The organism is Microbacterium testaceum, assembly GCF_001476655.1.
Lineage (GTDB): Bacteria > Actinomycetota > Actinomycetes > Actinomycetales > Microbacteriaceae > Microbacterium > Microbacterium testaceum_C.
The window spans coordinates 1-13,113 of the sequence record NZ_LDRT01000084.1 but is presented as its reverse complement, the minus strand read 5'-3'; the positions used below and the strand labels follow the sequence as shown (position 1 = coordinate 13,113).

At 70.4% G+C, this 13,113-nt stretch carries 10 protein-coding genes; 2 read left to right on the top strand and 8 right to left on the bottom strand.

Annotated elements, in window-relative coordinates:
* Nucleotides 1-1,093, bottom strand: a 1,093-nt coding sequence (galK, locus tag NS220_RS12465) for a galactokinase (protein WP_058624374.1), incomplete at its 3' end; no start/stop codon positions are given.
* Complete coding sequence (gene galT / locus NS220_RS12460; protein ID WP_058624373.1) at nt 1,090-2,265, bottom strand: galactose-1-phosphate uridylyltransferase; 1,176 nt, start codon at nt 2,263-2,265, stop codon at nt 1,090-1,092. The genes galK and galT, both read right to left, overlap by 4 nt.
* A gap of 50 nt (nt 2,266-2,315) precedes the next feature.
* Between galT and NS220_RS12455 the strand changes: the two genes are divergently transcribed.
* Entirely contained in the window at nt 2,316-3,281 is a 966-nt protein-coding gene (locus tag NS220_RS12455; RefSeq protein ID WP_153004270.1) for a LacI family DNA-binding transcriptional regulator, read from the top strand.
* Between the two features lie 19 nt (nt 3,282-3,300).
* On the opposite strand, the gene NS220_RS12450 is transcribed toward NS220_RS12455, so the two are convergent.
* The 6 genes from NS220_RS12450 to NS220_RS12425 all read right to left on the bottom strand — a co-directional run bounded on the left by NS220_RS12450 (nt 3,301) and on the right by NS220_RS12425 (nt 11,710).
* Nucleotides 3,301-4,929, bottom strand: coding sequence for a sensor histidine kinase (locus tag NS220_RS12450; protein WP_058624371.1), 1,629 nt, complete (start codon nt 4,927-4,929; stop codon nt 3,301-3,303).
* A 163-nt stretch (nt 4,930-5,092) separates the two neighbouring features.
* Nucleotides 5,093-6,817 (bottom strand): glycoside hydrolase family 35 protein, encoded by a 1,725-nt coding sequence (locus tag NS220_RS12445; protein ID WP_058624370.1) that lies wholly within the window; start codon nt 6,815-6,817, stop codon nt 5,093-5,095.
* A gap of 14 nt (nt 6,818-6,831) precedes the next feature.
* Nucleotides 6,832-8,352 carry an alpha-N-arabinofuranosidase gene (locus tag NS220_RS12440; RefSeq protein ID WP_058624369.1) on the bottom strand — a complete coding sequence of 507 codons (1,521 nt, stop codon included), beginning with the start codon at nt 8,350-8,352 and terminating at the stop codon, nt 6,832-6,834.
* Between the two features lie 70 nt (nt 8,353-8,422).
* Nucleotides 8,423-9,784, bottom strand: a complete 1,362-nt coding sequence (locus NS220_RS12435) for an ABC transporter substrate-binding protein (protein ID WP_058624368.1) — start codon at nt 9,782-9,784, stop codon at nt 8,423-8,425.
* 79 nt (nt 9,785-9,863) lie between these two features.
* Nucleotides 9,864-10,790 (bottom strand): carbohydrate ABC transporter permease, encoded by a 927-nt coding sequence (locus NS220_RS12430; RefSeq protein ID WP_206543021.1) that lies wholly within the window; start codon nt 10,788-10,790, stop codon nt 9,864-9,866.
* Nucleotides 10,787-11,710, bottom strand: coding sequence for a carbohydrate ABC transporter permease (locus tag NS220_RS12425; RefSeq protein WP_058624367.1), 924 nt, complete (start codon nt 11,708-11,710; stop codon nt 10,787-10,789). Before NS220_RS12425 ends, NS220_RS12430 begins: the two co-directional genes overlap by 4 nt.
* A 112-nt stretch (nt 11,711-11,822) precedes the next feature.
* On the opposite strand from NS220_RS12425, the gene NS220_RS12420 reads away from it, so the two are divergent.
* Nucleotides 11,823-12,866 (top strand): LacI family DNA-binding transcriptional regulator, encoded by a 1,044-nt coding sequence (locus NS220_RS12420; protein WP_058624366.1) that lies wholly within the window; start codon nt 11,823-11,825, stop codon nt 12,864-12,866.
* Nucleotides 12,867-13,113 lie beyond the last annotated feature (247 nt).

Sequence of the window (13,113 nt, the reverse complement as noted above, 5' to 3'; positions counted from 1 at the left end):
ATCCGGATGCCGCGAACGCGGCCAGGACCGCCTCGATCGCCGCCGGGATGAGCCCGGTGGGGATCAGTGCGATCGCCGCTCCGCCGAAGCCGCCGCCGGTCATTCGGGCACCGAGCGCTCCCGCGGCCAGAGTCGTCTCGACGGCGAGATCGAGCTCGGGGACCGAGATCTCGAAGTCGTCGCGCATCGACGCGTGCGAGGCGGTGAGCAGGTCGCCGATGGCCGTCGGCCCCTCGGCGTCGAGGGTGGCGACCGTGTCGAGCACGCGCTGGTTCTCGGTGATGATGTGCCGGACGCGGCGGAAGGTGACGTCATCGAGGATCTCCTCGGCGCGCGGCAGGTCGTCGACGGTGAGGTCGCGCAGGGCCGCGACGCCGAAGGCGGCCGCCCCGCGCTCGCACGCCTCACGGCGCTCGCGGTACCCGCCGGTGGAGTGGGCGTGCTCGACGAGCGTGTCGACGACGAGGATCGACAGGCCCGCGTCGGCGAAGCCGAGGGGCACGGCCCGCGTCTCGAGGGTGCGGCAGTCGAGGAAGGTCGCCGCATCGGCGACGCCGAGCATCGAGGCCATCTGGTCCATGATCCCGGTGGGCGCCCCGACCGCGTCGTTCTCGGCGATGCGTCCGACGCGGGCCAGGGCGACCTTGTCGAGGCCGGCGTTCCAGACGTCGTTGAGGGCGGATGCCACGGCCCCCTCGATCGCCGCCGACGACGACAGGCCGGCGCCGACCGGGACCTCCGACGCCAGGGCGATGTCGACGCCGCGGGAAGTGGCATCCGGAGCCTCCCGCAGCAGGGCCCACGCCACGCCGAGGGGGTATCCGGCCCAGTCGAGGCCACCGGCGGCGATGCGCGCGTCGAGCTCGGCGAGCGGGACCTCGACCGCGTCGGGCGCGAAGGTCGAGCGCACGCGGATCACGTCGTCGTCGCGCAGCGCGACGGCCGCGGCGGTGCGCTGAGCGATCGCGAAGGGGAAGACGAAACCCTCGTTGTAGTCGGTGTGCTCTCCGATGAGGTTGGCGCGGCCGGGGGCCGACCACACCCCCTCGGGCGAGGCGGCGAGAAGGGTGCGGGCGTCGTCGACGGCGGTCATGCCGTCACCTCCGGGACGGTGTCGAGGGCGGCGCGCAGGCGCTCGGCCTGCGACTCGGGGGTCACGTCGCCGATCCAGGCGCCCATGGCGGCCTCGGATCCAGCGAGGTACTTCAGCTTGTCGGCCGCGCGACGCGGCGAGGTGATCTGCAGGTTCAGGCGCACGGCATCCCGGCCACGTCCGACCGGCGCCTGGTGCCAGGCGGCGATGTAGGGGGTGGGGGTGTCGTACAGCGCGTCGATGCCGCGCAGCAGGCGCAGGTAGAAGGGGGCGAGCTCGTCGCGCTCGGCATCGGTCGTCTCGGCGAGGTCGGCGACGTGGCGGTGGGGCAGCACGTGCACCTCGATCGGCCAGCGCGCGGCGAACGGCACGAACGCGGTCCAGTGCTCGCCGCGCAGCACGACGCGTTCGCCGCCCTGCTCGAAGTCCAGGATGCGAGCGAACAGGTCGTCGGAGGTGCGCGAGATCGTGTCGAGCAGGCGGTGCGTGCGCGGGGTCACGTAGGGGTACGCGTAGATCTGGCCGTGCGGGTGGGGGAGGGTGACGCCGATCTGCTCCCCGCGGTTCTCGAACGGGAACACCTGACGGATGCCGGGCAGAGCCGACAGCGCCGCGGTCCGGTCGGCCCACGCCTCGATGACGGTGCGGGCGCGCGTGCGTGAGAGCGAGCCGAACGAGCCCTCGTGCTCCGGGCTGAAGCACACGACCTCGCACCGGCCGACCGAGGTGCGCGTGCGACCGAGGCCGAGGTGCTCGAGGTCGTCATCGCCGCGCGGCGGGTCGACGGCGGCAGGGGCGTCGCCGACGGCCGCATCGAGCGCGGGGCCGAACGAGGGCGACTTGTTCTCGAACACCGCGACGTCGTACAGCGAGGGGATCTCCGACGGGTTCGTCGGCGTCTGCGGAGACAGCGGGTCGAGGTGGGCGGGCGGGAGGAACGCCCGGTTCTGGCGATTGGAGGCCACGGTGATCCAGTCGCCGGTCAGCACGTCTTGCCGCATGGTCGCCGTGGCCGGGCGCGGGTCGAGGGTGCGGGCGTCGACCGCGCGCTCGGCGCCGAGCGTCGTGTCGGGGTCGTCGAAGTAGATGAGCTCGCGTCCGTCGGCCAGGTGGGTAGGCCGCTTGACGACGCCGGCGCCCAGGGGCACCGCGCTGAGGCTGTCCGTGTTCACGATAACACGGTACAGCTGGTGCGTGATATCGTCAACATGGAGGGGGCACGATGCGCGTATCGATGGCCGATGTGGCCGAAAGGGCCGGAGTCTCGGCGCAGACCGTGTCGCGGGTGGCCAATGGCAGCCCCCGCGTCGACCCCGCCACCCGGCAACGCGTCGAGAAGGCCATGGCCGACCTCGGCTATCGCATGCATCGCGCCGCGCGCGCCCTCCGTACGGGACAGACCTCGACGATCGGCCTGGTGGTCTCGACCCTCGCCTCGGTCGGCAACTCCCGCATGCTGCAGGCGATCTCCGAGGCGGCCGCCGCCCGCGACTACGCCCTCGCCGTCGTCACGGTGGGGGAGCGAGGCATTCGGGAGGCGTTCGCCCGCTTGCGCTCGCAGGGCGTCGACGGGGCCGTCGTGCTGAACGAGGCGACCGAGCTCGCGCGCGACGCGCAGCCGCCCGCCGACCTGCACCTCGTCGTGGTCGACTCCCCGGCCGATCCGCGCTTCTCGATCGTGCAGACCGACCACGCCGCCGGCGGACGGGCCGCGACCACGCACCTCCTCGCCCTGGGGCGCGGCATGGTGCACCACCTCGCCGGCCCTGCCGGGTCTTTCGCCGCGGCGGAGCGCGAGCGCGGCTGGCGCGCGGCGCTGGCCGACGCCGGGCTTGCCGCTCCCGAACCGGTCCGCGGCGACTGGACCTCGGCATCCGGATATCGTGCCGCCGGGGCGCTGGTCGGGGCCTCGGCCGTGTTCGTCGCGAACGACCAGATGGCCCTCGGTGCCCTCCGCGCCTTCGCCGACGCGGGTCGGCAGGTCCCCGACGACATCGCCGTCGTGGGCTTCGACGACATCGTGGATGCCGCCGAGTACCGGCCCCCGCTCACCACGATCCGGCAGGACTTCGACGTCCTCGGTCGCCGAGCCGTCGCCGCGCTGATCGCCGCGATCGAGGGTGGCGCCGCCGTCGCCGAGACGGTGCCGGCGTCGCTGGTGGTGCGCGAGAGCAGCACCCCGCGCTGAGCGTCGCGGCGCCCGCGACCTACCCGGCGGGCAGATCCAGCGTGACGGTCGTCCGCTCATCGGGGACGCTGTCGATGCGGACCGACCCGCCGTGCGCGACGGCGATGGCACGGACATTCGTGAGTCCGAGACCGAACCCCTGGATCTCTCTCGAGCGCGCGAGCGACCCGCGATAGAACCGTTCGAACGCCCGACGCTGTTCGGTGCGTCCGAGACCCGCGCCGGAGTTGGTCACGTCCACGACGGCGCGGCCGTCGCGGACGCCGTACGCCACGGTGACCGGAGCGGAGGGGATGCCGAACTTCACGGCGTTCGTGAGCAGCTCCGCGACCGCGACGACGGCCTGGGCGCGGTCCAGTCGCGCGAAGGTCGGACCGGTGGCGGTGGTGTCGACGGTGTGTCCATGCGCCTCGGTGAACGCGCCGGTCTGGGCGACCGCATCGGCGACGACGTCACCGAGGTCCACGTCCTGTCGGCGCAGCGTCTTCTCGCTCTCGCTCGCGGCGAAGAGGTCGCGCACCCGCCGGGAGAGGTCCGCGGTACGCCGGACGACGACGTCGACGTGTCGACGGAGCCGGGCGTTCTCCGGATCGAGGGCTTCGTCGATGAGGTCCAGGAACCCGGTGATGCTCGTCAGGGGCGTCCGGAGCTCGTGCGACACCGTGCGCAGGAACTGCTCGCGCAGTTCGATCGCCTCGGCCACCACCGTCGTGTCCGAGATCACGATCACGGTTCCCCGCAGGCCCCCGTCGGGACGCTGCACGCGACCCGAGGAAGCCAGGACGGCGACCGGGGCCTCCTCGGGACCCCACCACTCGAACTGATCGCTGACCGCTTCGCCCGCCAGGGCGCGGGGGATGACCTGCTCGTTCGCGGGCACGACCGTCGCGCGGTCGGCGGTGAAGACGGCGGGGCCGGCCATCGGCGGCTCATCGAGGCGGAAGCCGCCGAGCTCGGCGAGGCGACGTGCGTAGGCGTTCGCCACCTCCAGTCGCCCCTCGGCGTCGTAGAAGATGACCCCCGCGCTCACGGTGTCGACGATGCCGAACGCCACCGTCTCGGTATCGCGGGCCTCCTCCAGCGCATCCGCCTGGGCACGGGAGGCCCGCATGAGCTGCCGCGTGTTGCGCCGGAGGTGGCGGGCGGCGACGAACACGATGACCGCGACCCCCACGATGAACGTCGGCATGATCACGACGTTCGCCCACTCGACCGGCGATGAGGGCCACGAGCCGACGTACGCGAAACGGAACGAGGTGATGAACCCGGATCCGAACACGGCGGCGACGATCCCGTACCAGGGGAAGCCGTACGCGAGCCACAGGACCGGGAACATCGCGAGCATCGACACGGAGGGGAAGATCGGCAGCATCTCGGCACGCACGAAGGCCACGGCCAGGAGGTCGAGCGCGGCGATCAGCATCATCCCCGCGCGCGGCAACCGCTCCCACGGCACGACCAGCGACAGGACGCTCGCGACGATCGTCAGGACGAGACCGGCGACCACGACACCCGCCGTCAGTGTCACCGGCGCCGCGACGGCCGCGATCCCGGCCAGGAAGACGACGGCGAGAAGGAACGGGAACTGCGCACGGAGGAAGACGCGCACCCGCCCACGAGGACTTGCCTCGAGCTCGAACAACGGCACCTCAGCTGCCTCCCCCCACGCCTACGCGTTTCTCGAAGGTACTTCACCCGCACGATGTCGGGGCGGGCTTGCGCCACCAGAACGGGGGATGCGTCGACGACAGGGTGTTTCGCGAAGAATCCCCCTGTCGCCGTCGCATCCCCTGTTCTCGTCGCGGAAGCCGCTACTCCTCGCGCTGCCCCAACGACGGCTCCGCGACGAAGCGTGCGACGGCCTCGGCCACCTGCTCGAGCTCGAGCACCACGATCTCGTTCGACCCCGCGCGCGTCGCAGGGCCGGGCACGTACAGCGTGTTCTGCGGGGCGGTGCGCCAGTAGCGGCCCAGGAAGAAGCCGTTCACGAACGCGTAGCCCTTGCCCCACGCGGACGCGTCGAGGAACAGGTCGGCCGGGGCATCGAGGTCGAACGACCCGCGCAAGGCCGCGCGCCCGATCCCTCCGGCCCCCGCACCGGCGACGGCGGTGACGTCGACGGGCGTCGACACCCACCCCGTCAAGGGGGAGCCGTCGAGCGTCACGGGACCGATGAGTCCCTTCGCCTCGCCGAGGCGGGCTGCGTAGTTCACCCGCCCCTGGTCTTCGACGAGCACGGTGAGTCGCGCCCCGGCGGGAATCGCCAGCGTCCGCTCGCTCAGCGCACGTGACAGGCGCCCGACCGGCACGTCATCGACCTCGATCCAGGCGAGGTCGCGCACCTCCTCGGCGGCGAGCACCGCGCGGGGGCCCGTGACGGCGGGCAGCGCGACGTCGTAGCGGACGAGGGCACCGAGGTGCCCGAGCTGCTCGAACGTCAGCGGGGCGTCGGTGGGATCGGCGTCCTGTGCCGACGGCATCCAGTCCCCCTCGCCCGAGAGGGCGACCTCGAAAGCCGGTGCCGGCGGACGCGGCCCAGGCACCGTGTCGGGAACGGGCGCGTACTTCGCGATGACCTCGCGGAACGCGTGGAACTTCGCCGTCGGGTGACCCGACTCGTCGATGGGGGCGTCGTAGTCGTAGGAGGTGACGATCGGGTCGAAGCGTCCCTTGTCGTTCGCGCCGTTCGTCGTGCCGAAGTTGGTCCCGCCGTGCACCATGTAGATGTTCACCGAGGCCCCGGCCGCGAGCAGCACGTCGAGATCGTGGGCGGATGCCGCGGGGTCGGTCGTGTGGTGGATGCTGCCCCACCAGTCGAACCACCCGTCCCAGAACTCGCTGCACATCAGCGGTCCCGTGGGCTGGTGCTCGCGGAGGGTCTCGAGGCGCTCGGCGGAGCGCGAGCCGAACGAGCCGGTGAGGTGCAGCTCGGGCAGGCTCCCCGCCTCGAGCATCCACGGCATCGGCTGGTCGACGGTGGTCAGCGGCACCGTGATGCCGGCCTCCTTCGTCACCCGCACGAGCTCTCGCAGGTACTCCTTGTCGGAGCCGTACGCGCCGTACTCGTTCTCGATCTGCACGAGCACGACGTTGCCGCCGCGGTCGATCTGGCGGGGGGCGACGATCTCGTACACCCGGCGGAGGTACGCGGTCACGGCCTCCACGAACTGCGGCTCGGAGCGGCGGATGCCGATCCCCGGCGTCGAGGTCAGCCACACCGGCAGCCCGCCGTTGTGCCACTCCGCGCAGATGTAGGGTCCGGGGCGCACGATCGCGTGCAGTCCCTCCTCGGCGATCAGGTCGAGGAAGCGTCCGAGGTCGTTCCAGCCCGTGGCATCCCACTCGCCCTTCACCGGCTCGTGCGCGTTCCACGCGACGTAGGTCTCGATGGAGTTCAGGCCCATCGCCTTGGCGGTGCGGATGCGGTCGGCCCAGTGCTCGGGGTGGATGCGGAAGTAGTGCAGCGTGCCCGAGATGACCTGGTGCGGTCGCCCGTCGAGCAGGAAGTCGGTCTCGCCGATGGTGAAGGTCGTCACGGTGTCTTTCGGTATCAGTCGGTCAGGCGCGCGGTCAGGCGCACCCAGGCGAGGGCGGGGAGGGTGAAGCGCAGGATGCCGTCGGCTCCGACCTCGACGGACAGGGGAGCGGGCGCGACCGGTTCGGCGTCGGCGGAGTTGGTGGTGTGACGGTCGCCGCCGTCGGGGATCGTGATCACGACGGCGTCCAGATCGGCGATCGGACCCAGATCGAGCTCGACGTCTGTGGGAGCGTCGAGGTCGCGGTGCGCGAGGAACACCGCGACGGTGTCGCCGTCCACTGTGGCGACGGCGTCGACCGCGTCCACCGCGCCGTGGCGGGCGGTGTCGATGGTGGCGCCCTCGACGCGGGGGAGGACCACACGACCGGATGCCGCCTTCGCGGTGAGCGCGAACGGGTGGAACGTGCTCTGGCGCCAGGCCGCGCCGCCGCCGGGCTCGGTGCGGATGGGGGCGATGACGTTGACCAGCTGCGCGAGGTTGGCCATCGAGACGCGGTCGGAGCGGCGGATGAGCGTGATGAGCAGGGAGCCGACGACGACGGCGTCGGTGACGGTGTAGTCGTCTTCGATCAAGCGCGGCGCGATCGGCCAGTCGCCGGTGAAGACGCGGGGCTTGTCGACCTCGTTCCAGCGGGTCTGGTTCCACACGTTCCACTCGTCGACGCTGATGCCGATGGTCCCGCCGTCGGGGGTCGTGGCGCCGACCTCGTCGATGATGTCGACGACGTCGGAGATGTAGCGGTCGAGGGCGGTGCCGCTGGCGAGGAAGCTCGCCGGGTCGGTCGGGTCCTCCTCGTAGTAGGCGTGCACCGAGATGTGGTCGATGAGCCCGGTGGTGTGGCGGAGGACCGCGCGCTCCCAGTCGCCGAACGTGGGCATCTCGTGGTTCGAGCTGCCGGCGGCGACGAGCTCGACGGTGGGGTCGATGAAGCGCATCATGCGGGCGGTCTCGGCGGCGAGGCGGCCGTACTCGTCGGCGGTCTTGTGGCCGATCTGCCAGGGACCGTCCATCTCGTTGCCGAGGCACCACAGTCGGATGCCGAAGGGGTCTTCGCGACCGTTGTCGCGGCGTCGGTCGCTGAGCGCGGTCCCGGCGGGGTGGTTCGCGTACTCGAGCAGATCGGCTGCCTCGGCCACGCCGCGGGTGCCGAGGTTCACCGCCTCCATGACCTCCAGGCGCGCGGCATCCGCCCATTCGGCGAACTCGTGGAGCCCCACCTGATTGGTCTCGGTGCTGTGCCACGCGGCATCCAGGCGCACGGGACGCTCGTCGCGGGGGCCGACACCGTCTTCCCAGCGGTAGCCCGAGACGAAGTTGCCGCCCGGGTAGCGCACGACCGTGGCACCCAGTTCGCGCACGAGCTCGAGCACGTCGGCCCGGAATCCGGACGTGTCGGCGGTGGAGTGACCGGGGGAGTGGATGCCGTCGTACACGCAGCGTCCCATGTGCTCCACGAAGGAGCCGAACAGGCGGCGGGGGACGTCGGCTCCGACCGCGGCGCGGTCGACGACGATGCGGGTGGGGGAGGTCATTCGGGTTTCTCCTGGTGGGAAGAGGAAGGGGCGGGTCGCACGACAGATGCGACCCGCCCCCGCGACAGTGTTACTTGTTGACCGAGAAGCCCTGCTCGTTGCCGTACTGCACGAGCTGGTCCTGCCACGAGCTGAGGCCCTTGTTCAGGTCGCCCTTCGTCGAGTAGGCCTGGCCCACGGTGTCGTTGAAGATGCTGTTCGCGTACACCTGGTAGGGCAGGTAGCTCCAGCCCTCGCGCACCTCGCTGGAGGCCTGCGTGAGGACCTCGTTGATCTTCTGACCACCGAAGTAGTCCGACGCCTTGTCGACGAAGGCGGGGTCGCTCAGCTGAGCGGTCGTGGACGGGAAGCCGCCGGACTCGGCGAAGATCTTCAGGCTCTCGTCGTCGTTGTTGAGCCACTTGAGGAAGCCCGCGGCCAGGGCCGGGTTCTTGCTCTGCTTGGTGACCGCCTGGCCGCCACCGCCGTTCTCGGCCGTCACGGCCTTGCCGTCGTAGGTGGGGATGGGGGCAACGGCCCACTTGCCGGCGCCGTCGGGAACCGAGGACTCCAGCACGCCCGGCATCCAGGCGCCGATCACGAGCGAGGCGATCGAGCCGTCACCGAGGCCCTTGAACCACTCGTCACTCCAGCTCGGGGTGTCGGAGATGAGGCCGCCCTCGATGAGGCGGTTCCAGTTGTCGGCGAACTTCTTCGACCCGTCGTCCTGGAGGTCGATCTTCACGTCGGTTCCGGCATCGCCCGAGGTCGTGAACGGGGTGCCGCCGGCCTGCCAGATCATGCTGGTGGTGAAGCCGGCGTCGCCGGTGTCGGCGGTGATGTACTTCGTCGGGTCGGCCGCGTGCAGCTTCTGCGCGGCGGCGTAGTAGTCGTCCCACGTGGTGGGGACCGCGATGCCGTACTGGTCGAAGACGGCCTTGTTGTAGAACAGGGCCATGGGGCCCGAGTCCTGCGGCAGGCCGAAGATCTTGCCGTCGAAGTCGACCGAGCCCCACGTGCCGGAGCTGTAGTCGCCCTTCAGGTCGCCGAAACCGTACGACGACAGGTCGACGAGCGAGTCGGACAGGGCGAACTGCGGGAACGCGTAGTACTCGATCTGCACGACGTCGGGGGCGCCCGAGCCGGCTTTGATCGCGTTCTGCAGCTTGGCGTACTCGTCCTTGTTGGTGCCGGCGTTGACGTAGTTGACCTTGACGTTGGGGTACTTCGCCTCGAACGCCTTGACCTGGGCCTCGGCGGACGGGGTCCACGACCAGTACGTGATCTCGCCGCCGGCCTCGAGGGCCTTCTCGATGTCGTCGGCCGAGCCCGCGGCGGCGCCGCCGCCGGTGCTGCCGCCCGAGCAGGCGGTGAGCGCGCCCGCGGTGAGCGCGGTCGCGGCCAGGGCGAAGACGGTCCGCCGAACGGCGGTGCCCTTGCGGATGAATGTCATGGGGTTTCCTTCACGTCGTCGTTGTGGAGTGTTGTGGTGGATTCCGGTGCAGGACGCTCCGGGTGGGGGAGGGGGACGTTCACTGCTTCACGCTGCCGGCGCTGAGACCGGACTGCCAGAAGCGCTGCAGCACGAGGAACGCGGCGACGATCGGGATGATCGAGAGCAGCGAGCCCGTGATGACGAGGTTGTAGATGGGCTGCGCGGCCACCCCGGTGGCCTGGGCGTTCCACTGGTTCAGGCCGACGGTGAGCGGGTACCACTGGGGGTCGCTCAGCATGATCAGCGGCAGGAAGTAGTTGTTCCAGGTCGCGACGACCGCGAACAGCAGCACGGTCACGATGCCGGGCGTCAGCAGGCGGATCGAGATGGTGAAGAAGGTGCGGAACTCGCCCGCTCCGTCCATGCGCGCGGCTTCGAGGAGCTCGGTGGGAATGGCATCCGTCGCGTACACCCAGATCAGGTACAACCCGAAGGGGCTGATGAGTGAGGGGATGATGATCGCCCACGGGGTGTTGGTGAGTCCGAGCTGGCTGAACAGCAGGAACGTCGGGACGGCGAGGGCGGTACCGGGCACCGCGATCGCGCCGAGGACGACCGCGAACACGGCCTTGCGCCCGCGGAAGTTGTACTTGGCCAGGCCGTAGCCCGCGAGGGTCGCCAGCAGCGTCGCCCCACCCGCGCCCACCACGACGTACAGCAGGGTGTTGCCGAGCCATCGGACGAAGATCCCGTCGCGATAGGTGAGCGTCTCGACGATGTTGTCGAAGAGGGCGAAGCTGTTGCCGGGGCCGAGGCCGAAGGTCGTGAACAGGTCGGCCTGGGTCTTGGTGGCGTTGATGAGGAGCCAGAACAGCGGCACGAGCGTGTACAGCAGGTATACGCCCATGACGATGCTCAGGACGAGAGACCTCTTGCTGCTCGTGGGGGAGCGGCGGGCGAGACGCGGACCGCGCGAGGGGGTCACGGCGACGGCGTCGGTACGGGGTGCGGTCGCGGTGGTCATCGCGCCTCCTGACGAGAGCCGCGCAGCTGCACGACGTAGGCGATGACGGCGGTGATGACGCCCATGATGATGGCGATCGTGGCCGCGTAGTTGTACTGCTGGCCGGCGAACGAGAGGTTGTACGCGTACATGTTCGGCGTGAAGAACGTCGAGATCACGTTCGGGGCCAGGGGCTTGAGGATGTTCGGCTCGTTGAAGAGCTGGAAGCTGCCGATGATCGAGAAGATCGTGGCGATCACCACGGCTCCGCGGACGGCGGGGATCTTGATCGAGAAGATCGTGCGCCATGCGCCCGCTCCGTCGATGGATGCCGCTTCGTACAGCTCGTTCGGGATCGTCTTCAGCGACGAGTAGAAGATGAGCATGTTGTAGCCCACGAACTGCCAGGTGACGATGTTGCCGATCGACAGCAGCATCCATTCGGGGAGGAACGGCTGCACGACCTGACCGCCCAGGAGGTCGTTGAGGTTGCGGGTCAGACCGAACTGATCGCCGTAGATGTAGCCCCACATGAGCACGGCCACGACCGCCGGCACCGCGTAGGGCAGGAAGATCACGATCCGGTAGAAGCCGGCGGCGTGAAGACGCGCGCTGTCGATCGCGAGCGCGGCCGCGAGGGCGAGGATCAGCATGATCGGCACCTGGACGACGAGGAAGATCCCCACGCGGCCGAAGCCGTCCCAGAACTTCTCGTCGCCGAACGCGGTGATGTAGTTGGCGAAGCCGACGAAGGCGTTGCCTCCGACGAGCTGGTCGCGGAACAGGCTGAGGTACACCGAGTACGCCAGCGGTGCCAGGAACACCAGCGCGAAGACGAGGGCGAACGGGGCGACGAACAGCCAGCCGCGGTCGTCGATCCGGGAACGGCGTTTGCGCCGCGGGGGGCGCAGAGCAGGCGGGGGTGCCGCGGTGGTCGTCATCGTCCAGTTGCCTCTTCGTTGGTGCGCATCTCGTCCGGGTCGTCGAGATGTTGACGTAAACATAACTCCGTCCCGATAGTGTGTCAACGTCAACATCCCGGAGGGGGCAGGCATGAGCGAGACGACGACGTCCATCGCGGGCCCGGTGCGCGGACGCCGGCGCGAGGTGTCGATGGCCGATGTCGCCGCGGCGGCGGGGGTGTCGGGCCAGACGGTCTCGCGTGTGGCCAACGGCCGGACCAACGTCGACCCCGACACGCGTCAACGGGTCCTCGATGCGATGGCCTCGCTCGGGTACCGCCCGAACAGCGCCGCGCGCGCCCTGCGCTCGGGCCGCTTCCGCAGCATCGGCGTGATCATGTTCTCGCTGAGTTCGTACGGCAACACCCGCACGCTCGACGCCCTGGCGTCGATGGCCGCGGCATCCGGATACTCCATCACCCTCATCACCGTGCAGTCCGCGTCGCAGTCCGACGTGTCGGGGGCCTTCCTGCGGCTGCGCGAGCACGCGGTCGACGGCATCGTGATCCTCATCGAGACGCACCGCCTCGGCGAGAACGAGCTCTCGATCCCCTCGGGGCTCCCCGTCGTGGTGGTCGACTCGAGCGCCGACTACCCCTACGCCGTCGTCGACAACGACCAGGCCCAGGGCGCGCGCTTGGCGACCGAGCACCTGCTCGACCTCGGCCACGAGACCGTGTGGCACGTGTCGGGTCCCCGTGAGTCGTTCGCCGCCGAGCGCCGGAGCGCGGCGTGGCGGGCGGCCTTGGAGGCTCGCGGATGCCACATCCCCGAGGTGCAGATCGGTGACTGGACGGCCGAGTCGGGGCACGCCATCGGGGAGGAGCTCGCGCGGGACACCCGGGTCACGGCGGTCTTCGCGGCGAACGATCAGATGGCGCTCGGCGTGATCCGTGCGCTGCACGAGGCCGGACGCGCCGTGCCGGGCGATGTGAGCGTCGTCGGCTTCGACGACATGCCGGAGTCGTCGAACTTCTGGCCGCCCCTCACCACCGTCCGCCAGCGCTTCGAGCGCGTCGGTGAAGAGGCGATGAGCGCCCTCATCGCCGACATCGAGGGCACCGGTGGCGAGCACGCGCGCACGCTCGTGCCGACCTCGCTCGTCGTGCGCGCGAGCTCGGGTCCGCGGGGCTGAGGGCGTCTCGGGCTCGGCGCGGGTGCGCGGCGCGGGTGCGCGGCAGCGGGTGCGGCGTTCGCACTCGCCCCCGCGCCTCAGGCGATCGGCGGACCGATCACGGCGTCGGTGTCGGCCTTCGTGGGGGCGAGGATCACGGCGTCGCCGGTGAACAGGTACGTCTGGTTGTAGCGGCCGCCGATCTTGTACGTCAGATAGGTCCCGCGCGGGCCCTCCTCGGTGAACCAGGCGCTGTCGTCGGCGGTGA

Bases quoted from the DNA above. Each gene is read 5' to 3' on its own strand.
- NS220_RS12430 (WP_206543021.1), bottom strand. From the start codon at position 10,790: ATGACCACCGCGACCGCACCCCGTACCGACGCCGTCGCCGTGACCCCC.
- NS220_RS12435 (WP_058624368.1), bottom strand. From the start codon at position 9,784: ATGACATTCATCCGCAAGGGCACCGCCGTTCGGCGGACCGTCTTCGCC.
- NS220_RS12425 (WP_058624367.1), bottom strand. From the start codon at position 11,710: ATGACGACCACCGCGGCACCCCCGCCTGCTCTGCGCCCCCCGCGGCGC.
- NS220_RS12440 (WP_058624369.1), bottom strand. From the start codon at position 8,352: ATGACCTCCCCCACCCGCATCGTCGTCGACCGCGCCGCGGTCGGAGCC.
- NS220_RS12420 (WP_058624366.1), top strand. From the start codon at position 11,823: ATGAGCGAGACGACGACGTCCATCGCGGGCCCGGTGCGCGGACGCCGG.
- NS220_RS12455 (WP_153004270.1), top strand. From the start codon at position 2,316: ATGCGCGTATCGATGGCCGATGTGGCCGAAAGGGCCGGAGTCTCGGCG.